Origin of the sequence: Pseudanabaena cinerea FACHB-1277, from assembly GCF_014696345.1 — a bacterium.
GTDB classification, from domain to species: domain Bacteria; phylum Cyanobacteriota; class Cyanobacteriia; order Pseudanabaenales; family Pseudanabaenaceae; genus Pseudanabaena; species Pseudanabaena cinerea.
Genome location: NZ_JACJPY010000005.1, coordinates 96897 through 117454, shown reverse-complemented (window position 1 = coordinate 117454; position 20558 = coordinate 96897). Strand labels below are relative to the sequence as shown.

General features: G+C 44.5%; 25 protein-coding genes and 1 pseudogene. 16 read left to right on the top strand and 10 right to left on the bottom strand.

Annotation, left to right across the window (positions count from 1 at the left end; genetic code table 11):
* The first annotated feature begins 236 nt into the window (after nt 1-236).
* Nucleotides 237-833 (top strand): PDDEXK family nuclease, encoded by a 597-nt coding sequence (locus H6F44_RS03145; RefSeq protein WP_190349465.1) that lies wholly within the window; start codon nt 237-239, stop codon nt 831-833.
* A 28-nt stretch (nt 834-861) separates the two neighbouring features.
* Here the strand turns inward: H6F44_RS03145 and H6F44_RS03140 are convergent, their stop codons facing one another.
* Together H6F44_RS03140 and H6F44_RS03135 are read right to left on the bottom strand one after the other, a co-directional pair.
* Nucleotides 862-1839, bottom strand: coding sequence for a DNA-methyltransferase (locus tag H6F44_RS03140; protein WP_190349448.1), 978 nt, complete (start codon nt 1837-1839; stop codon nt 862-864).
* 50 nt (nt 1840-1889) lie between these two features.
* Nucleotides 1890-2132, bottom strand: coding sequence for a helix-turn-helix domain-containing protein (locus H6F44_RS03135; RefSeq protein WP_190349447.1), 243 nt, complete (start codon nt 2130-2132; stop codon nt 1890-1892).
* A gap of 270 nt (nt 2133-2402) precedes the next feature.
* Between H6F44_RS03135 and H6F44_RS03130 the strand changes: the two are divergent.
* The 3 genes and pseudogenes from H6F44_RS03130 to H6F44_RS03120 all read left to right on the top strand — a co-directional run.
* Nucleotides 2403-2854 (top strand): annotated as a pseudogene (locus H6F44_RS03130) (NADP-dependent isocitrate dehydrogenase); the annotation flags it as partial.
* Between the two features lie 74 nt (nt 2855-2928).
* Complete coding sequence (locus H6F44_RS03125; protein WP_190349446.1) at nt 2929-3681, top strand: biotin--[acetyl-CoA-carboxylase] ligase; 753 nt, start codon at nt 2929-2931, stop codon at nt 3679-3681.
* A gap of 25 nt (nt 3682-3706) precedes the next feature.
* Nucleotides 3707-4762: a M23 family metallopeptidase gene (locus H6F44_RS03120; protein ID WP_199301959.1), complete on the top strand. Its 1056-nt coding sequence runs from the start codon at nt 3707-3709 to the stop codon at nt 4760-4762.
* 80 nt (nt 4763-4842) lie between these two features.
* Here H6F44_RS03120 and H6F44_RS03115 read toward each other — a convergent pair whose 3' ends face one another.
* From H6F44_RS03115 to arfB, 4 genes are all read right to left on the bottom strand, one after another.
* Nucleotides 4843-5625 carry an MBL fold metallo-hydrolase gene (locus H6F44_RS03115; RefSeq protein ID WP_190349444.1) on the bottom strand — a complete coding sequence of 261 codons (783 nt, stop codon included), beginning with the start codon at nt 5623-5625 and terminating at the stop codon, nt 4843-4845.
* Between the two features lie 47 nt (nt 5626-5672).
* The gene (locus tag H6F44_RS03110; RefSeq protein WP_190349443.1) at nt 5673-6284 is read right to left on the bottom strand and encodes an anthranilate synthase component II; all 612 of its coding nucleotides are present in this window, start codon (nt 6282-6284) and stop codon (nt 5673-5675) included.
* A 57-nt stretch (nt 6285-6341) separates the two neighbouring features.
* Nucleotides 6342-7364 (bottom strand): acyltransferase family protein, encoded by a 1023-nt coding sequence (locus tag H6F44_RS03105; protein ID WP_190349442.1) that lies wholly within the window; start codon nt 7362-7364, stop codon nt 6342-6344.
* 62 nt (nt 7365-7426) lie between these two features.
* A complete protein-coding gene (arfB, locus tag H6F44_RS03100) occupies nt 7427-7849 on the bottom strand; it encodes an alternative ribosome rescue aminoacyl-tRNA hydrolase ArfB (RefSeq protein ID WP_190349441.1) in 423 nt (140 codons plus the stop codon).
* A 114-nt stretch (nt 7850-7963) separates the two neighbouring features.
* On the opposite strand from arfB, the gene H6F44_RS03095 reads away from it, so the two are divergent.
* The 3 genes from H6F44_RS03095 (at nt 7964) to prmA (ending at nt 10454) form a co-directional block, all read left to right on the top strand.
* The gene (locus tag H6F44_RS03095; protein ID WP_190349440.1) at nt 7964-8878 is read left to right on the top strand and encodes a tetratricopeptide repeat protein; all 915 of its coding nucleotides are present in this window, start codon (nt 7964-7966) and stop codon (nt 8876-8878) included.
* A gap of 79 nt (nt 8879-8957) precedes the next feature.
* Complete coding sequence (locus tag H6F44_RS03090) at nt 8958-9359, top strand: DUF4346 domain-containing protein (protein WP_190349439.1); 402 nt, start codon at nt 8958-8960, stop codon at nt 9357-9359.
* Nucleotides 9360-9527: 168 nt separating this feature from the next.
* A complete protein-coding gene (gene prmA / locus H6F44_RS03085) occupies nt 9528-10454 on the top strand; it encodes a 50S ribosomal protein L11 methyltransferase (RefSeq protein ID WP_190349438.1) in 927 nt (308 codons plus the stop codon).
* A gap of 52 nt (nt 10455-10506) precedes the next feature.
* Here the strand turns inward: prmA and H6F44_RS03080 are convergent, their stop codons facing one another.
* Nucleotides 10507-10755, bottom strand: a complete 249-nt coding sequence (locus H6F44_RS03080; RefSeq protein ID WP_190349437.1) for a Ycf34 family protein — start codon at nt 10753-10755, stop codon at nt 10507-10509.
* Nucleotides 10756-11025: 270 nt separating this feature from the next.
* Between H6F44_RS03080 and H6F44_RS03075 the strand changes: the two genes are divergently transcribed.
* The 3 genes from H6F44_RS03075 to H6F44_RS03065 all read left to right on the top strand — a co-directional run bounded on the left by H6F44_RS03075 (nt 11026) and on the right by H6F44_RS03065 (nt 12356).
* Nucleotides 11026-11334, top strand: a complete 309-nt coding sequence (locus H6F44_RS03075) for a hypothetical protein (RefSeq protein WP_190349436.1) — start codon at nt 11026-11028, stop codon at nt 11332-11334.
* Between the two features lie 137 nt (nt 11335-11471).
* Entirely contained in the window at nt 11472-12113 is a 642-nt protein-coding gene (locus H6F44_RS03070) for a hypothetical protein (RefSeq protein WP_190349435.1), read from the top strand.
* A gap of 66 nt (nt 12114-12179) precedes the next feature.
* The gene (locus tag H6F44_RS03065; RefSeq protein WP_190349434.1) at nt 12180-12356 is read left to right on the top strand and encodes a PFE-CTERM domain-containing protein; all 177 of its coding nucleotides are present in this window, start codon (nt 12180-12182) and stop codon (nt 12354-12356) included.
* 28 nt (nt 12357-12384) lie between these two features.
* Here the strand turns inward: H6F44_RS03065 and H6F44_RS03060 are convergent, their stop codons facing one another.
* Nucleotides 12385-13050 (bottom strand): Uma2 family endonuclease, encoded by a 666-nt coding sequence (locus H6F44_RS03060; RefSeq protein ID WP_190349433.1) that lies wholly within the window; start codon nt 13048-13050, stop codon nt 12385-12387.
* A 221-nt stretch (nt 13051-13271) separates the two neighbouring features.
* Here H6F44_RS03060 and petM point away from each other — a divergent pair, with 221 nt between their 5' ends.
* From petM to H6F44_RS03040, 4 genes are all read left to right on the top strand, one after another.
* Nucleotides 13272-13379 (top strand): cytochrome b6-f complex subunit PetM, encoded by a 108-nt coding sequence (gene petM, locus H6F44_RS03055; protein WP_190349432.1) that lies wholly within the window; start codon nt 13272-13274, stop codon nt 13377-13379.
* A 104-nt stretch (nt 13380-13483) separates the two neighbouring features.
* Nucleotides 13484-14386, top strand: a complete 903-nt coding sequence (gene thrB, locus H6F44_RS03050; RefSeq protein ID WP_190349431.1) for a homoserine kinase — start codon at nt 13484-13486, stop codon at nt 14384-14386.
* Between the two features lie 17 nt (nt 14387-14403).
* On the top strand, nt 14404-15414 hold the full coding sequence (locus H6F44_RS03045; protein ID WP_199301958.1) for a Gfo/Idh/MocA family protein: 1011 nt from the start codon (nt 14404-14406) through the stop codon (nt 15412-15414).
* Between the two features lie 49 nt (nt 15415-15463).
* Nucleotides 15464-16339 carry an inositol monophosphatase family protein gene (locus tag H6F44_RS03040; RefSeq protein ID WP_322096155.1) on the top strand — a complete coding sequence of 292 codons (876 nt, stop codon included), beginning with the start codon at nt 15464-15466 and terminating at the stop codon, nt 16337-16339.
* Nucleotides 16340-16375: 36 nt separating this feature from the next.
* Here H6F44_RS03040 and thiD read toward each other — a convergent pair whose 3' ends face one another.
* On the bottom strand, nt 16376-17218 hold the full coding sequence (gene thiD, locus H6F44_RS03035) for a bifunctional hydroxymethylpyrimidine kinase/phosphomethylpyrimidine kinase (protein ID WP_242016415.1): 843 nt from the start codon (nt 17216-17218) through the stop codon (nt 16376-16378).
* Between the two features lie 348 nt (nt 17219-17566).
* Here thiD and H6F44_RS03030 point away from each other — a divergent pair, with 348 nt between their 5' ends.
* A complete protein-coding gene (locus H6F44_RS03030; RefSeq protein ID WP_190349461.1) occupies nt 17567-18193 on the top strand; it encodes a DUF488 domain-containing protein in 627 nt (208 codons plus the stop codon).
* Entirely contained in the window at nt 18186-19319 is a 1134-nt protein-coding gene (locus tag H6F44_RS23050; RefSeq protein WP_190349430.1) for a DUF488 domain-containing protein, read from the top strand. The genes H6F44_RS03030 and H6F44_RS23050 overlap by 8 nt, the downstream gene beginning before the upstream one ends.
* 27 nt (nt 19320-19346) lie before the next feature.
* Here H6F44_RS23050 and H6F44_RS03020 read toward each other — a convergent pair whose 3' ends face one another.
* Nucleotides 19347-20204: a fructosamine kinase family protein gene (locus tag H6F44_RS03020; protein WP_190349429.1), complete on the bottom strand. Its 858-nt coding sequence runs from the start codon at nt 20202-20204 to the stop codon at nt 19347-19349.
* Nucleotides 20205-20558 lie beyond the last annotated feature (354 nt).

Below are 20558 nucleotides of genomic sequence, written 5' to 3'. Positions count from 1 at the left end.
AATTGTTTTGCATATTCACTCTCAAATTGTTCCCATGGTACTAGTTCCGCTAATTTTACCCATCGATTTTCTCCTGACAGTTTGCCGCCAAATGGTAGGTAGAAATTCTCGAATGATAGCTGTCCTATGGGGGATTGTCGGTACATGAATTTTTATTTGTGCAAGGGTTTTTCGTGCTTTCCCTACTTTTCCTTGCATTTTACCAGTTTTAGATCTCCTTGGATACCATTGCTTGTATGGTTTTCTTGTTTTTTCAGCAAGCCCTAATTAGTGTTGGGGATTTTGAAAAGTCAAGCGATTGGTCTATCATTCGCGCTGAAGTTCGTGAGGCGATTTCATTAATTGTTTATCCCCCTGGTTCGTCCTGTTTCGCAATCAATCCAACAAAACATGGAAATGGGGTCAAGCCTATCAAAGAAGCTTGCATGATTGCGTTGAGGGATAGATTCGGATGGAATCTCGAAACTTCAACTAACTATGCAACCCGATCACCAGGAAAAGTCGATGCAACAAAAGTAGTTGATAATCATCTTTTCGCACTTGAGTGGGAAACTGGGAATATATCCTCAAGTCATCGGGCAGTCAATAAAATGATTCTTGGATTGTTACGAGGCGTTTTTCTAGGTGCTGCGTTGGTACTCCCAAGCAGGAAACTTTACCCTTATTTAACTGATCGAATCGGGAACTACGAAGAGCTAGAGCCATACTTTGATGTTTGGCGATCAGTCCTAATCAAAGATGGATTTCTTGCAATCTTTGTGATTGAGCATGATCAAGTAGACAGCAGTATACCAACAATCGCAAAAGGCACTGATGGGCGTGCATTGATTTGAAATTTTCTGCACAAAAACCTTATGTAGATTAAAGAATTGACAGTTGTGAGGTAGTTGTTTTGGGCTGCTTCAATTTTTTGCGCCCTCTTGCTGACTCCCATTCCTCTACTATTCCATTAGTCAAATCAGTTAGTCGGTCTACTGCTGCTTCAGTGTCCCCAATTTCTGAACCAATCCAGTAGCGATGTAGTTTTTCTGCTGCATAGAATGTAGTACCAGATCCTCCAAACGGATCGACCACAATCTGTCCTGGATTAGATGCCATTGCAATGATCCTCTCTAGCATGATGGGAGCAAGCTCATTTGGAATTCGTTTTTTGTGCCGATGATGTCGAACTGGTGGAATATCAGTCCACATTTCCTCTGCCAATGTCCATAGAACTTCAGTAGGGTCGGCTTCAGGAGTATTCTCCCAAACATCTTCTGGCATATCCCAAACATCCATTAAGTTAATTCCCTTTTCATTAAGGCTTTTGCGATGTCCACCATAATCCCGAATTTCTCCGCTGCAATGTCTGCAAACTTGGATAGGTGTATAGACTTTGTTGAAGACTGCTGGTTCCCCCTTAGTGTAATAGAGTAACCCATAGTGAGCGGGAGACATTTTTTTACCCCTAGGAAATGCTTTTGGCATTCGGCAAGCAACCCAATGCCGAAAACACATTCCTCTTCGATTTAGATATGCACCATACTCTACACACCATTTAGGAAGATTAAACACAAACAGACTGCCACCAGGCTTAATCACTCTAATACACTGACTGAGCCACTGTTGCGACCAGTCTAGATACTTGTCTAGCTCCATCTGGTCATTGATCCCTTCACCGTAATCTTTTCCGAGATTAAAGGGTGGATCTGCAAATATCAGATCTACGGATTCATCAGGTAAAGCTGATAAAAGCTGAAGACAATCTCCTTGATACAGGATTCCTTGTTCACTCATGTAGATCTGATGCAATTCTTTTTGCTTAGCAATATCCGATGAAATTAGTTGAAAAGGGAGCATCTACTTAACCTTCAGCACATTAGTATAATTTGAGTTTACACACTCTATTGTCATTTGTCAATAGAGTTTTCTTCAGATGTTGTGCTTCTCGGTTGATAAGGTTTCCCTATTGGTTGATTCCCATATCTCTCGATCTCAATAGCTTCTATGTAGTAATAGCGCCCCAGCTTTCGAGCTATAATCTGACCATTTTTGATCAGTTCATGAACCCGTTGACGGGTTACACCAAGGTTTTCAGCAGCTTGAGCTACAGAAAGTAAATCAGGAGTGTCGCTTGAATCGGAGTTTTTCATACGATAGGGTTTAGGTTTTTTAGATACCTAAAATTCAATTCTCAAAGTTGTATAATTAAGCGTAACTCATGTTTTGCGAGAGACGAGCATAATGCGGTTCGCGCCAGCCAGATAACACGACACTGTAATTGTTGATGCGATCGCCGATAACCTTCAGCATTTTGGGCTTTTGGGTAAGGCTATTTTCTGAATAAACCGATACGAATCAGATTAACTACGCCATGTATCATCTAAGCTGTAATAGATCCGCAAAAAATCCGCCCCATCGCTATGAGCAATCAAACCTCAAAAATCACCTATACCTTTACCGATGAAGCTCCAGCCCTAGCCACCTACTCCCTACTGCCCATCGTCCAAGCATTTACGAGAGCCGCCGACATTGAGGTTGAACTCAAAGATATTTCTCTGGCAGGGCGGATTATTGCGAACTTTGCAGAATATTTAACCGAAGCACAGCGTCAACCCGATGCCCTCACCGAACTGGGAGACTTGGCAAAAACTCCCGAAGCCTATATCATCAAGCTCCCGAATATTAGCGCTTCTCTGCCACAGCTAACGGCAGCGATCGCTGAGTTACAAGTCAAGGGTTACAACATCCCCAACTAGTCGATCCGCAAACTGAAGAAGAGAAAGCGATTAAGGCGAAATATTCTAAGTTTTTGGGCAGTGCGGTCAATCCTATGTTGCGGGAAGGGAATAGCGATCGCTACTTTCCTGCGTCAACTGTTCAAACTTGGCTGAGAATAGCCATGAATGTAGTCATGTTGACGATCTGAATTGCGATAAAATCGTTAACATGAATTTCCTAAATCATCACCACAAACCATTGCCCGAAATCCTTCCCAAAATCATTTATTACGAAGAAATTGATTCGACTAATAGCGAGGCTTGGCGGTTGCTCGATCGCCGACAGGCTGATGTTGGTGATGCGATCGTTGCCAAACGGCAAAGCCAAGGGCGAGGGCAGAGAGGACATCATTGGCAGTCAGATGTGGGGGGCTTATTTATGTCTGTGATTTTGCAACCACAGATTGCCGCGATCGATGCCCATCAAATCACCCTCTGGACAGCATGGGCAGTTGCAAAAGCCCTCAGAGAGACGGGGGCAGATGTCAATATTAAATGGCTCAATGATTTGGTAATCGATCGCCGCAAATTGGGAGGCATTCTCACCGAAACGAAGATTGAATCGGGCTGGATTGATTATGCAGTGGTGGGGATCGGTATTAACTGGACAAATACTGTCCCCGATGGCGCGATCGCCCTGAGCGAATTGCCCACCACCCTATCAAGTCTAGATGAACTGATCGAAATCGTGCGATCGGGCATAGCTTTGGGGCAGCAGCGTTACACAAAGGAAGGAATTACAGGCATCTTAGCGGAATACTGCGAGATGCTCCATAGCCGTCAAGTGCTGACAAATATTGCAGGACAGGAACAGCGCGGCAATATTATCGACATTAGACCAACGGGCGAACTGGTTGTAAGATGGGAGAAAAATTCCACTGATGCGCTCTATCAACCTCACACATTTTCTGTTGGCTATTAAACATAGACTGCAATACGCAAAGCATATGCGAAAAATCACGATTCCTTCGATCACCCTAGCAACCTTGCTCTGTTTGTCCACAAACAGTCATCTTACTGATTTTCTATCAGGTTCTGTTTTTGGTAGTCCAGTCTATGCTGCAACCAAATCAGCGATTTCACCCGAAATCATGCCTGAAGCTGCCCCAGCGATCAATCCAGCGATCAACCCAGTGATCAATCCAGCAATTAATCTGGAGCCATCAGCACCAAGTTCTGTAACTCCAGGACCAGAGGCGATCGCCCCAATCAACAACGCCGCTCCTGAGCGTGAAGGCATCCAAATCAAAATTGAGTCTAACTCGAATATGGCAGTGGAGCCATTATTGGAGCGTCCTGTGGAAGTGGTCTTAGAAAATCGTGCCACTGGCTGCAAATTTACTGCTAGTAGTCTGTTAGAGCGAGATGCGGATCTTTGTAATCCTGAAGCGGCGATCGCTAAGAGCAGACAACAGCAATATCAAGCCAACAATTACGACAGCAGCGTGATTTATACGGCGGCGGCGGGAGAAACCTCACTGCAAGTACGCCGCCTCACACCGAAGGAAATCGCTGCCATGAGCATTCCTAGCAATGGCGACAAAAAAATGCTATTTCCCTTAATCGTTCCTTCGATTATTAGCTCTATCTTTGGTGAAAGGGTACATCCCATTACAGGACAAGTCAGCTTTCATCAAGGAACTGACCTAGCTGCGCCAGAGGGTACGCCTGTGGTTGCGGCGTTTAGCGGTCGGGTTGAGGTGGCTGGCTGGGCTGGTGGCTATGGACTGATGGTGAGCATCACTCACGGCGACACCCATGAGACGCGCTATGCCCACCTGTCAGAGGTACTGGTCAAGTCTGGTCAAGAAATCAAGCAAGGAACCGTCATTGGACTAGTCGGCAGCACGGGGATGTCCACAGGTCCGCATCTGCACTTTGAAATCTGGAAACGGATGCAGGATGGTTTTGTGGCGATCGATCCCACATCACAGCTAATTCTGGCAATGGAAAACCTGCAAAAGTACTTAGCTCAGACCTCAAAGGCTCCTAACAAAGCATAAAGTTACTCCCTTCCCAATCGAAAATTAGCGGTGCAAAGCGCCGCTAATTCTTATTTATTAAGGATTTATTACAGAACAGACTAGGAACGCAACACCCTTACCACTGTACTTTGGGGCAGATTGCTCGCCCTGAGTTCTAGGGTTGAGCTATTTAACTTCTGTACCGTATCCTTGGGCATTAATGCCAGAAAGTCATCGATCACCGCCAATTGGCAGGAGGCACTAGATTTATCGGTACGGTAATAAACAGGGATCACCACCTTCGGATTTAGCTCCTGCACGATCGCCCTAGCTTCTGTCGCCGAATATGCCTTAGCCTGCATCGGATCGTTGCCACCAGTAACACCACCCACAGGCACAATCAACACATCAGGTCGTCCCATCAAAATCCTCTGCGATGGCGCGATCACCCCTGCCGCGCCGCCCAAATGCAAAACAAAAATGCCAGACTGCTTCCAGCGCCAAGCCACATTGCGCCCAAACCTACGCCCACCAATGCGATCATGATCCATGGTAATCCCTTGCAGATTTATGCCTTTAAGGTTATAAGAACCTGGCTCCGACAGTACTCTAGCATTCTTGGGCAACTCTTCTAAATAGCCCTCATCAAGCAAGCGTGAGCTAATCAGAATATAATCGGCGGCGGACTTAGGGGCGGGTAAATTGGCAGTACAACCAACGGGCTTAAAGGGATGGGTCAAAAAACGCACCCCATCACCCGAAGCCAAAAATGACATATGCCCTAGCCATTCTAGTCTGAGGGTGTCATTGGTTTGAGACTGGGCAGCATCAGCGATGACCATACCTGTAAAAGCCGATATGAGTCCACCTTGAGCGAGTCGAAGAATTTGTCTGCGGCGCATTATGTTTGGCTTATGTTTGAATTTGTGTATGGAATTTGTGTGTAATTTTAGTTGAGAACTGCACCTGTGACGGTCAGATCCTTGAGAAAGTTTCTGAGTAAATCTTTACCCGCATCGGTCAAAATACTTTCGGGATGAAACTGTACGCCTTGCACATGGGGATATTGCTTGTGGCGCACCCCCATAATGATGTCGTCCTCAGTCCAAGCAGTTATTTCAAGGACATCAGGACAGTTGTGGCGATCAATCACGAGGCTATGATAACGGGTGGCGGTGAATGGATTTGCCAAACCAGCCAAGATGCCCACCCCAGTATGATAAATCTGCGAGGTCTTGCCATGCATTAGATAAGGGGCAGCAACCACCTTGCCGCCATACATTAAGCCCATGCTTTGATGTCCCAGACATACGCCTAAAATCGGCGTATTTGCACCCATATCTTGAATGATATCTAGGGATACGCCCGCTTCTTCAGGACGACCAGGCCCTGGGGAGATCACCACGCCTGCGGGATGCAGTTGCTTTACTTGATCAATAGTTATTTCATCATTGCGCTTGACTACAACTTCGCCTAAGTCAGGAAATTCGGGCAGTAACTCGCCAAGGTACTGGACAAGGTTGTAGGTAAAACTGTCGTAATTGTCGATAACGAGAATCATGGTGGCTGTAGTTTTATGAGGGCTTGATGTTCTGCGATCAACGGTGCTTTGCGCCACCTATCGCAGACTAGTAAAATACTTTTGGGTGGGTATCTCAATATATTTGTACATTAAATAGGCAACGATCGCTGAGACGATCAGCGCGATCGCCACGCCCATAATTTTGATCGGTTCACCCTGCCCAAATCTAGAGATAATATTAATTACCCTAAAGCCAATTGTACAATGTACCAAGTATAAAGAATAGGAAATTGCACCTAAGAAAGTAAAGAAACTAATTTTAGGCGATCGCACAAATACGATTAAAACAGCACTCACGAAGCCAACTGACATATACAATAAGCCTTTATCAAAATATAAAATCAAACAAGTTATGGCAGTTGTCAATATATATTGAGTTAAGTTTATTTTTTGAGAGACAAATTGAAAGCCAATAGTACCCAAGTTAAATAATAATAGCCAACTAAAGACCAGGGACTTATCTGTTATCAAGAATGGCAATCCGTAGGCAATAGCTAGGACGATTAACTGATAGAGCAGCTTGGAGCTATTGATCAAAGGGAAAAGACAAATAATCAGCAAATAATATTGTAAATCGATCGCTAATGTCCAAAACACTGGACTCATGGCAGGAGCCGTTGGTATTAAATCATTTAAGAAAAACAAATGCAAGAATATATTTAATGGGGTAATACTGGGATCATTGACTTGAAACTTTGATGTAACTAGGGTAACTAAAAATAAACCAATAACTAATAAAATAGTTGCCAAATAAGCTGGATAGATTCTAATAATTCTTTTAGTTAATGAGCTATACCAATCAGATTTTAATTGGAAGTTTTTGCGCCATAGGGAATAGGGAATTACAAATCCTGAGATGACAAAAAATACCGCGATCGCCACCCAACCATATTTAGGGATTAGCCCCAGAGACAATGGTATTGCCTCTAAGTAACGATCTTTGCCATAGTCGGTTAAATGAAATAAAGCAACGACCAAAGCCGCTAAGCCTCTTAAAATCTCAATGGTTTCAAACTTGGCTTTGTTTGAAGACTGATGGTTAATTTGCAAACTTGGCATTACTGGTATAGCTTTTTGAGGTTTGAAGTACTAATTTTTGGGCATCGCGGCAAACCGCACTTTCAAAAATCATCTTGAGTGATGTTACCCCGCAAGGACTTGATCTCACCACGCTTGGCTTTGGCTTCGATGCGGCGATCTTGGGCGCGGCGAGATGGTTTGGTGGGTTTGCGCTTGATCGGCACGATCGCCACACTTTTAATTAATTCTTGCAACCGTTTGAGGGCATCTTCGCGGTTCTGCTCTTGAGTGCGATGCTGTTGCGCTTTGATAATGATCATGCCATCTTTGGTAATGCGGCGATCGCTGAGATTTAGCAATCTCTCTTTATAAAGTGGCGATAGGGATGAAGCATGGATATCAAAGCGCAAATGAATTGCTGTTGATACTTTATTCACATTTTGTCCGCCAGCCCCTTGCGATCGGATCGCATTTAGCTCGATCTCATCTGGGGAAATGGCAGTATATTTAGAAATCTGTAACATATGATTTCAATATACTTGCCTGCGACTATATTTGCTAAGATTTGGGCATTTAATTGGCATTGATCGAAAACTAGTTGCAAATTCAACTGCAAACTTAACTGCAAACTTAACTTTATGAAACTAGTTCTGGCAGCTTTTGCATCAGGCTTAGCCCTTGCCCTTTGTCCTATGGAGTTGGCGATCGCCCAGTCCCGTCAAAATCTATCACCAAAAATTCCCGCGCAAACACAGGTGGTTATCCCAGCTAATGAAACGGCAGATCAACTTTTAGAGAGGGGCAATGCCTATGTGCGTTTGGGCAATGTAGAGGGCGCAATCATTGTTTTTCGGGCAACCATCAAGAAAAATCCTGAATTGACGGCAGGGCATTACAACCTTGGGTTGGCATATGCCCAAGCGGGTAAGCTCAAGGAAGCCATTCACTCTTTTCAGAGGGCAACCCGCCTCGATCCCAAATTTGCCCTTGCCTTTAGCAATTTGGGTGCAGCGCTGTTACAGTCTGGCAATCCTAGCGCCGCCATTCCCAATTTGCAGAGAGCCGCCAGCCTTGATCCGAAATTAACGGTTGCCTATTACAATCTGGGGCTTGCCTATAAAGAAAAGAAGGATACTAATCGAGCGATCGCCAATTTTAATCAAGCTTTGCAACTCAATCCCCAATCACCAGAAACCCTCTACCATCTGGGTTTATTATTTCAAGGACAGGGAGACATTCGTCGGGCGATCGCCAATTATGCTAGTGCTTTAAAGCTCAATCCTGAATATGCCGAGGCTTATTACAATTTGGGGGCTGCCCTATTAATTCAGGGAGATGTCAATCAGGCGATCGACCTAATTGGCAAAGCGATCCAGTTGCGCTCAAACTATGCCGAGGCCTTTTATACATTGGGTATTGCTCAGGCGCGATCGGGCAGAAAGCAAGAGGCAATTCAATCTTTTATTCAGGCGCAGGCTTATTTTAATCAACAAAAAAATACACAATGGGCGCAACTAAGTGATCGGCAAATCCAAAGGTTGCGTCAGTCTTAATCTTTGGCAAGGTTACGAAAATGGTTTGCTGTCGCTATATCATAGAAAGTTAGCCCTTTTAATTTTTATTGCAAACTTAATGACCTTGACTGCCGCATCTCACGACCTTTCCCAAGCGATTCAAACCATTGATCACGAATTGTCTAGGCGATCGCTTGCCCTTGATCCTGCGGGCTACTTCATCATCTATATTGATCGTGAGCAAAACCTAATCTGTGCCAAATACTATAGCAACAACATTAATGAGCAGGGCTTAGCCACTGACCCCGACACAGGTAAGCCGATTCCTGCTAAGGGCAAGGTGGATCGCCAAGCTATACAATTGTTTACGGGGCGCAGTGCCAAAGAGCTATGCGTCAAAATCTTCGAGCAAACTCAACCCTGTCCTGTTACACTGTTTGACCATGCTGCATATTTGGGACGAGAGGCGCAGCGTGCAGAATTAGCATTATTGCAGCAACAGGAATATATTCAAGACTAGTACTTGTAGCGGTTTGCATCTTATCTTGTCTTGGGCAAAATGTAGACGCAAAACCTAGACGCAAAAACATTACTAGGATTGATTTTTTGTTTTCAAGTGGGTACGCACTTATTTGAAAGCCCAATAAGTTAGGAAAATCTTTGCTAAGTCCAATCACCTATTTTTCAGATGTCATTCCCCATGCTCACCTCCATCAATAACTGGTGGGAAATCCAAGTTGTTGCCGACTCCCCTCTAGAAGAACAGATCTTTTGGCGCTTGCAAAATTTTGGCTGTCAAGGCATGGTCACGCAATCCAAAGATGGACAGATTCTTGTACAGAGCTATCTGCCCATTGAAAAGGGGACGGTCTTAGATCTTGCCGCCCTTGCCCTCTGGCTCAAACAAGATGCGATCGCCTTTAACTATGAGCCACCAGTTACAAAATGGGTGGTGATCAGTGACGAAGATTGGTCGTCAAGTTGGAAACAACATTGGCATCCACAAAAAATCGGCGATATGTTTGTCATTTATCCCGCTTGGATTGAGCCAGAAACCACAGATGGCGATCGCAAAATCTTAAGGCTCGATCCTGGTAGTGCCTTTGGTACTGGCGCTCACGCCACCACCCAGCTATGCCTAGAAGCGCTAGAAATGCGACTGTGGGGTGCAAAACCAGAGGATAACATTGTGGTTGCCGATGTCGGTTGTGGCTCAGGTATTCTGAGTATTGGCGCTCTGTTGATTGGCGCAAGTCAAACCTATGCCATCGACAATGACATTTTAGCGATTAAGGCGACTAATCATAACCGTCAGCTCAATGGCATCGCCGCCGACAAAATTTGGGTGCAGGAGGGCAGTATTGAGGATCTGATTGCCAATATGCCTGTGGCTGCCAATGGTTTTACCTGCAATATTTTGGCGGATGTGATTGTGGAAATGGTTCCCTATTTTGATCAGTTGGTGGATGCCAATGGTTGGGGCATTTTAAGCGGTATTTTGACGGAGCAGGTTCCTAAGGTTGCCGATGCCCTTGATGCTCATAAGTGGGTGATTGCCACCTTTTGGAAGCGGCAGGAATGGGCTTGTTTAACCATCAGGCGATCGGAATATTAAAGTAAGAACGGCGCAAAGCGCCATTCTTTTTTTTGATGGTTTTAAAATGGCTTTAAGTGGGAACTAACTCTCCTGGGCGGAGCCTAATCCATTTGCCCATTTCAGATACAAAGCTTTCACAACCGACCACATCCCATTCCATTTGAATATCGTCTTGATCGGTGCGGATATTGACGTTGATTGTGGGTGAGGTTGCTTCAAAGTCTGGAAATTCGGTTAAATGCGGCTGCAAATGCTGAGCCTCGACTGCATGGTAAGTTATGCAGCGATCGACATAGGTGCAGTTAATACAGATACACATAGTATTACCCTAAGTATTACCCTAAATCACCTTTCTATTTTAGCTATAGCAAAGCTAGGTTTTGTTTATAGCGCTTTGTGCTGGCTCAAAAGCCAGACATTACGACCAAGCCGCGCCTTATCTTGGTTCTTGATCTTGGTTCGTGTTTGAGTATAAACGCGATATAATTTGATTCGCACAGAAATCTTAAAATTTAAACCTTAAAATCTCAAGTAAAGGCAACGCATGGCGACACCACATAGGACCAAACAGATCAGTCTTCGGTTTCCTTTGCCTTTATTAAGCCAAGTTAAGTCCCAAGCTGATGCCAAACAACAGGCGATCGCGGATTGGATTTTGTCAGTAATTAGTCGTGAGGTGGAAGAAGTTAAAAGTGAATCTGACCCAGAAGAGGAGCATAAGTCTCAATCTCAGCCATCTCAGCCTCAGTCTGAGCTTGTAAGCTATATCGATGACTATGTGCAGAGCTATGTACAAACCTATGTGCAGAATTATTTAAAAAAATGTCTAGAGCCAATTTATTTGCAAGTATCAGAAATTAAGGAACTGAGGTTACAGTTGGGGGAGTTCAAAGCCTGATTGAGCAAGGTAAATTCAATCAGGCGACTCCAGAGCAAACATTTCCAAATCCTAGTAATCAAGGCGATCAAGCTGCCAACTTTGAGCAGGTTTCCAACGGCGTACCTAGTGGGGCATGGTCAAATATTGGTAAGCCTTTGTTTAATTCTTTGGTGGGTTTTGCCTTAGAGGTGGGCGATCGCTTGGTGATCAATGGGGAAGAAGTAATTTTTAAAGGATGGATCGATCAATCGCAAACGTCAATAACGGTGCAGGCGATCGCTGATGCGACCGAGCGGAAAATTCAGGCTAGGGAGATCAAAAGCTTGGGGCGATCGGTCATGACAGAATCGCCAAATCCATCTACTGATCATCAGTCTCCAAATGCGGAAATGCCTCCTGAAAATCACGCAGATCCATTATTTACTGATACTGCCCATGGGGATCATGACAATGTTGATCCATCCCCAACTGTTGCAGAAACACCCGATGAGCCTGTAACTCCTACCTATAATGCTTGGGAAGTTTGGACATATCTAGAACGGCAGCGCCTCAAAACCTTGAAGCTAATTAATACCTTTGATGCTGAATGGGAGGCTAATCGATTTGTGCGTGAGGCAGAGCGCAATACACCGCCCAATTTACGCATACATTACGAGATCTGCCCAATTTGGCGCGATCTTGATAGTGCCGCCTCAGATGTTAATCAGGATGCTCAGGCTTCTTCCCCAGATGACAGTTCAAGCGATCACGATGCTGGCGAATATGCCGATGCGATCGATGTAGAAATTATTAGCTAGTCTGAGGCTCCAGACATTACGAATTTCAATGGATTTGAGACGGATGATCCCAATACGACTTGGACATTGCGTTTTTACGATAGTGCTAATGGCAATGTCGGAAATTTAACAGGGGCAACACTCGACATTACGCCTGTTCCTTTTGAGTTTTCCCCGACCTTTGGCTTATTGGCTTTAGGTGGTTGGATTGGGCGCAAAAAAATTGCCAGCAAATTTAAAGCTTGGCGCGATCGCGATAACTAGATCGATTGTTCCATTCTCTCTAATGTTGCTAGAGATCTGACGGATCGATGCCCAGTTCTCTTAATTTGGCAAAGGCGCGATCGCGTTCCTGAGCGAGCCGATCGCGTTCTTCAAAAATTATATCGGGGTCGTTAAATGGCTCCCCATTGGGATAGAACAGTGCTAGACCATCCGCAAACATCTCAAAACGAACACCTAACATCGGTGAAGTCCAAGGAAAGTTAAGGGGCGTAATTGCCTCAAATTCCAGACCTTGAGATGATCGCACCATTCCCAAAAACTCGTAAGACTTAGGATCGTAGAAGAACATCTCTAACACACCATACTGCCGATAAAATTGTTGCTTTTTGAGCATTTCAGTGGCGCTATTACTTTCCAAAAGAATTTCAAAGACCACATGGGGGGCAATATTTTCCTCTTCCCATTGTTTGTAACTGCGGCGATCGCCATCCGATCTCCCAAAAACCACCATTGCATCTGGGGCTTGGGCTGGCGCAGGAGGAGTCGTAACCTGTTGAGGATACCAGAGCAAGTCCCCTGCCACAAAAACCGTTTGCCCTCGAAATAGGTGCTTGAGGTTAGAGACTAATAGCACAATCCAACGGTATTGCAGAGTATTGTCAGCCATGGGTTTACCATCGGAGTCTGGGTAAAGATTTGGGAAGTCGAGCGAGCGGGTGAGGGCTTGGATCATGGGCTTCTTCTCCAACAGTGGATCTTATTATATGGTAGTTATGAGAGCATAATCATCCTCAGAACATGAAAACTTCACGCAAATAGGTGAAGCCAGGAAAAGGATATGACCGAAATCTTTTGAGATTGGCAATTTTGAGATTGGCAATTTTGTTGCTGACTTTTCATGTAAAATACCCAAAGCTATGAACTCATCAAAATAATACAAATAAATAAAAAATTATGGGAGAAATTGGTAACGCAATGGTTTTGTCAATGGTGCTGATTCCTGTTGGCATCGCTTTTGGCTATTTTTTGCTTAAATTACAGGGCGAAGAAGAAGAAGCTTAACGGCAATTACTGCAATAACGACAAGTACCTAAGGGAGAATCGTGGCGTAAAGGGTCACAATTATCTCTTAGGTTTTATGATTTTTATTTTCTATTTTTCGCTCTATGGCAATTTTTGAAGTTTCTGTGCCTGCCACTACAGGTAATCTTGGTCCTGGATTTGACTGCTTAGGTGCAGCTTTGTCTTTGTATAACCGCTTTGAATTGGCGATCGCCGATCGCCTGACGATTACGGCTGCGGGTGAAGGAGCCGCACAGGTGGAACGGGATGAAACAAATTTGGTATATCGAGCGATCGCCAAGGTTTATCAGCATTTAGATCGTCCCATTCCCCCAGTGGCAATCCATACGGATACAGCGATTCCTCTGGCGCGGGGCTTGGGCAGTTCGGCAACGGCGATCGTGGGCGGCATTGTCGGCGCAAATTTATTGGCAGGTTCGCCCCTTGATCGTCTGGAATTATTAAATTTGGCGATCGCAATGGAAGGACATCCTGATAATGTTGCCCCAGCGCTGTTGGGCGGCTGTCAATTAATGGCTTCTAATCAGGCTGGCGGCTGGGAATTTTGCGATCTAGCTTGGCATGATGACATTGCGATCGCTGTGGCAATTCCTAATTTTGAGTTATCAACCGCCAAGGCTAGAGCAGTTCTGCCCAAACAGGTTTCGATGCAGGATGCCATTTTTAATGCCTCTCACCTTGCCCTCTTGAGTCATGGCATTCAAACGGGCAATCCCCAATGGCTGACCGCAGGGCTACAGGATCGCTTGCATCAACCCTATCGCCAAGATTTAATTATAGGAATGCCTGAAGTGCAAAGGGCAGCGATCGCCGCAGGAGCCTATGGCATGGTGATCAGTGGTGCAGGTCCGACATTGTTATCCCTTGCGCCGCAAACTAAAATTGATGCCGTGGCAATGGCAATGCAGCAGGCTTGGCAAAATTTAGGCATCACCGCCATCACTAAATGCTTAGCGATCGCCAAAGATGGTACGACCATTCGTTAAAAATATCGCGAGATTCTATGACTTACGCCCCTATGCAGCCACCCTTGCGGGTTGGTATTGTTGGTTCTGGCTTTGTTGCCAAGCTCCGTGCCGATATTCTCACCCAAGATCCTCGCACTGAAGTCATGGCGATCGCAGGGACTCTTGCCAAAGCCACAGCGATCGCCCAAGAACTACAAATTCCCCATGTGCATCAATATTGGTCGGAGATGGTGATCCGCGATGATATTGATCTAGTGGTCGTATGCAATGTCAATCGCGATCACAGTGCCGTAGTTCGGCAAGCAATGCGATCGGGCAAGCACGTTATTGTCGAATATCCCCTCGCCTTTACCTATAGCGAAGCTCAAGAATTAATTAACTTGGCGCAACAGCAAAACCTCATGCTCCATGTGGAACATATTGAGTTATTGGGCGGCGTACATCAATTAGTTTTAGAAAATCTATCTAAAATTGGCAACCCCTTTTACGCTCGCTATGTCACCAAAAGCCCACAACGCCCTGTCCCTGATAAATGGACTTATAAGTCCGACCTGTTTGGATTCCCCCTCACCGCCGCCGTTTCTCGCATCAATCGCATTACTGCCCTATTTGGCAAGGTGCAGCAGGTGTCCTGTCAATTACGCGATGACAGCGATCGCGATCATAGCTTCAAGTCTTGTATTTGCAACGCCCAACTTCAGTTTGAGAATGGCGTGCTAGCAGATATTAGCTATGCCAAGGGCGAAAACTTTTGGCAAGCAGAAAGGACTATGGAACTTCAGGGCAGTGATGGCGCAATCATTTTTACAGGCGATCGCGGCAAATTAATCACTGCCGATGGTGAAATAGAACTAGATGCAGGGACAACGCGGGGGCTATTTAAAAAGGATACGGAAATCGTGCTAGAGCATTTGCTGAGTACAGGCGATCGCCCTCTTTACAACAGCCATGATCTAATTTTGCATTCGATCGCTGTCGCCAATGCGGCCGAAAAGTCGGCAACCACGCACCAGATGATCGCGCTACCAGACTTTAGCCTATCATGACAAAGCAATGAATGCCTTTACCAAATCTAGAAATTGAAAATAGATAGAATTGAAAATAGATAGAGATGCTATGCACCCCAACTGGCAGGAAATTATTCCCGTAATTGAGAACTTGACAAAGCAGGTGGGCGATCGCCTGTTAACAGATTTTGAGCAAACAAGAGTAGCGATCGCTAAGGATGATGGTAGCCTTGTGACTAAAAGCGATCGTTGGGCAGATACATACATCAAAGATGCCTTAGAAAAAGCATTTCCTGAATTTGGGGTATTAACAGAAGAAGGTTCCCAAATCCTGCCCGATCTTGAATGGACTTGGGTAATAGATCCCCTGGATGGCACGACCAACTTTGCTAGAGGGATTCCGATTTGGGGAATTTCTCTAGGGCTTTTACACCAAGGCACACCCGTATTTGGCTATGTGGCGATGCCTCCTTTGCAACAAAACATCTATGGTTGGGCAGACGATCGCAGTGCTGCGGCTTTTTGCAACGGATTACCACTCCAATTGGCGGCTGATCCCCCTGATGCGGCAAAGCTCGATAATTATTTTTTCAGTGCCTGTTCCCGTAGTTTGGCAAAAATGGGGCGATCGCAGTTTCCCTTTAAATTGCGAATGTTGGGTGTAGCTAGTTACAACCTATTGACAGTCGCCCTCGGTTCCACGATTGGTGCGGTGGAAGCCACCCCAAAAATCTGGGATATCGCCGCAGTCTGGGTCATCCTCAAGGCGATCGGAGCAGTTTGGATGCCCTTAGAATCCGCAGATATTTTTCCCTTAGCATTAGGCAAAGATTTTAGTCAGCGCAGCTTTCCCACCTTAGTAATTAGTCATCCTCAGTTTTTGCCAATGGCTCAAGAAATTATTGGTTCTTCTTGGTTGGAGGGAATGGGTAAAACTAATGCGAAAGACAGACTAACAATCTAGAATTAAAATACTTAAAATTCACAAAACATACAACAATTATCGAAGGCGCTGTAAAGGGAAGAAATGCCCAACGGGACCTTGCCCCTTACCGATCGCCAAAGCATATTTCAAAGCTGTGGTTACATACACCTTTGCATCCTGTACCGCTTGCAAGTTGGGCTTACCCAATGCGAGATTGGCAGCGATCGCTGCTGATAGGGTGCAGCCAGTACCGTGAGTATGGATCGTGTCAATCGCTTCTGTTTGCAAGGTTTCGAGGCGATCGCCATCAAACCATACATCAACAGCTTTGAGATCCCCCGTCATGCCGCCGCCCTTGATCAATACTGACCGCGCCCCCAATTTGTAGATTTTTTGTGCCGCCGCCTGCATATCCGCCAAAGTATGAATCTCCATCTCTGCCAAAATTTGCGCTTCATAGCGATTAGGTGTAGCGATCGCTGCGATCGGGAGCAATAAATCGCCCATGGCATGAATGGCATCATCATCTAGCAACTTTGCGCCCACCCGCGACACCATCACAGGATCAACCACCACATTGCCACATCCGAAAGCCACTAATTTTTTGGCTGTAATTTGAATAATTTCTTGATTGAGCAGCATTCCTGTTTTAATCGCGCTGACCCGCATATCCACCATCACCGCCTCAAACTGTGCAGCCACCGCCTGTGCCGACATTGCATCTACCCTTGTTACACCCTGCGTATTTTGAGCAGTGATGCAGGTCAATACAGAAGTCCCATGCACACAGTGAAAAGCAAAGGTACGTAAATCTGCCTGTATGCCTGCACCACCGCCACTGTCCGATCCTGCGATCGTCATAGCGATCGGTACATTATCCGATTGGTATTTATCTTGATATTTATCTTGATCAGTCATCGCAATTATCACCAAAATCAACTTATCAGAAAAATGAGTTTACCGCCCCTGCTGCTTCTCCACAAGCTCAGTAACCACCAGCAAGGTTTTAAGCTAATTCCTGCTACCACGGCTAACGTGAATAACAATGATGTTTTAAGGTCTATTTGTGATTAAGCCTTCGGGTGATGGTGTGGCGATCGCCAATGATGAAGATTTTAAGCCTGTTACATGGTAGGATAATCGCCTTGTTAAACCGCTTGAGAGGACTTATCAGGGTGGTTCGTATATCGAGTTACCGCTCCCTTATGATTTATCTCCTTATCTCCTATGTTAGTCCAGCCTAGATAAATGGAGGGTTTTGAAAAAATGCAACTTTTTACTATTGGTCATTCAAATCACAGCATCAAGACTTTTATTGAGCTTTTACAAAAGCATAATATTACGGCTTTAGCTGATGTGCGCTCGCGTCCCTATACCCGTTACTTACCTGACTATTGCCAAGCACAATTAAAAGATCATCTAGAAGCTAATAAAATCCGTTATGTATTTCTAGGACAAGAGCTAGGTGCAAGACCAGAAGACCAAGGTTGTTATGTAGATGGCAAAGCAATTTATGAAAAAATCGCCGCTACAGATTTATTTGCTGATGGAATTAGACGTATTTTAAAAGGTGTTAAAAGTCGTAATCGCATTGCTCTAATGTGTGCCGAAAAAGATCCAATGACTTGCCACCGTGCGATTTTGATTTGTCCTCATCTTAAAGAATATAATTTAGATATTCAACATATTAAGCCCGATGGTTCATTAGAATCTTATGCAGAGTTAGAAGATCGTTTATTGATTAAACATGGATTTAAAGGAGTCATCCAGACATCTTTATTTGAAATGTCACCTCACAGTGATCTAGATCATGAAGATCAACTTATGGAGGCATATAGAAAGCAGGGTGCAGAAATTGCCTATGTAGAAACCAAAGGAGAAGTTTATGCCTAGTTCAACTCAACTATTTACAATTGGCTTTACCCAAAAGAGTGCTGAGCAATTTTTTGAGATTTTGATCAAGTCTGGAGTAAAGACATTAATTGACACAAGACTAAACAATGTCTCTCAGTTGGCAGGTTTTGCTAAAAAAAATGACTTAAAGTACTTTCTCAAACAGATTGGTGGTATTGATTATATTCATATTACAGATTTAGCCCCAACTAAAGATATTTTGGATGATTACAAAAAAAATAAAGGAGATTGGGGGATATATGAAGAGAAATTTCTTAAACTGATCTCAGAACGTCAAATTGAAAAGAAAGTAACACCTGAATTAATTAATCATGGCTGTTTGCTATGCAGCCAAGAGAATGGAATTAAACAATTGATTTGGCTAAAAAGCGGCGATCGCTATAACAGCCTGTATGATCGGAGAAAAACACACAGAAAGATCATGGCTGAACAACCAGAAGCACAACTAGAAAGTAAATTTGATAGCAGATTAGGATTTTGGGTGATCTGGGTCTTATTTGGGATTTATGCCTTTATCTTTGCGCCGCCCGATCGCCCCGAAACCTTGACCATGATCCAAAAGCTAATCGCTGGCGAATGGTCTAGCATCAATGGCTATATCGTGGCAATTTTTAATTTGATGGGGATATTTCCTTTAGTTTATGCCTGTATTTTGGCGAGTGATGGTCGCGGACAAAAAGTACCTGCATGGATATTCTCCGCATTATCATTCCTAGTCGGCGCGTTTGCTCTTTTGCCTTACTTTGCCCTACGTCAACCCAATCCCAGCTTTACTGGCGAAAAAAGTTGGTATGTCAAGATTTTGGATGCTCGCATAACCGCGATCGCTGCAACCGCGATCGCCATTTATTTCCTGCTGTATGGCTTTAACAATGGCAACTGGTCAGACTTTATCCAGCAATGGCAAACCAACCGCTTTATTCATGTGATGAGTTTAGATTTTTGCCTATTGTCACTACTGTTTCCTTGGTTACTCAGTGATGATATGGAACGGCGCGGCATGATTAATGATGGCAATGTGCAGTTTTTCACAATCATCGCCCTGATTCCCCTAATCGGAGCTTTGATCTACTTATGTCTGCGATCGCCCTTACCATCTGAGTAAAAAGAACGTGGCAAAGCCACGTTCTTTTTACTTTACGATCGCCTGCATCATGCGACTAGCTTGCAATCCATAGCTGCCGCCGAAGAGGTTGAAATGATTGAGAATGTGGTAGAGATTGTATAGAGTCTTGCGGCGATGATAGCCAACATCAAGAGGATAACTGGCTTGATAGGCTTGATAAAACTGGGCAGGAAAACCACCAAATAATTCCGTCATCGCCAGATCCACCTCATGATCGCCGTAATACAGCGCAGGATCAAAAATTACAGGCTCACCATCGGCAAAACCCACATTTCCACCCCAAAGATCCCCATGCACCATTGCAGGCTGTGGCTGATAGTCTGCAAACAAAGCAGGAATGACATCATAAACTTGCGACTCAGCGATCGGGCAGCGCCAACCTTTGCGCCTTGCTAATTTAATCTGAAATCCTAACCGATGATTAATCCAAAAATCTAACCAATCCTTTGTCCAATCATTCACCTGCGGCGTTGCCCCAATCGTATTATGGCGATCCCAACCGAAGCCTCGATCGCTAGTGACATGATGCATCGCTGCTAGCTTACGCCCCATAGCATCCCAATTTTGGCTCCCACCCAGATTCAGATTTTCCATCACTAGATAGGCTGTCTCGCCCGTAGTTCCCCAGCAAATCGGTTGAGGGACGCGCATAGTTTGAGTTGCATAGATCTGTTGCAGGGCGATCGCCTCAGCCATAAACATTTCTAGGCAATTAGCCCGATTAGTTTTCACAAAAAAGTGGCGATCGCGATCGGATACAGTCATCGTCTCATTGATACAGCCCCCCGTTTGGGCGCGTTGCTGACCAATAGTAAATTTTTGCCCTGTCACCTGTGAAATAGCGATCGCAATTTCATCCCACATACTACCCCAGCATTACCATCATTACATTTATAGGTATTTTATAGATATTTATAGCGCTTGATAGTGCTTGACACTGCCATAAAGTCCAAAAAAATAGTTAATGATTTGTAACATTTTTAATAAAAAGCAAGTACAAATCAAAGAAAAAAGCTAAAGTTGCTTTCATGTATTGCCATACAAAAGAGCAGATCAAGATTCTGCACTAGAAAACAATCTTGATTTACTTTTTCCAGAAATATTTTCGGTTATTGTTACTACACAACGATGCTCGAAAATACTTCTAAGTTTCAAGTCAGCACCAAACGCTGCATTTCTTACTTTTCACTCTTTACTCTTCACTTTTTATTTTTTACT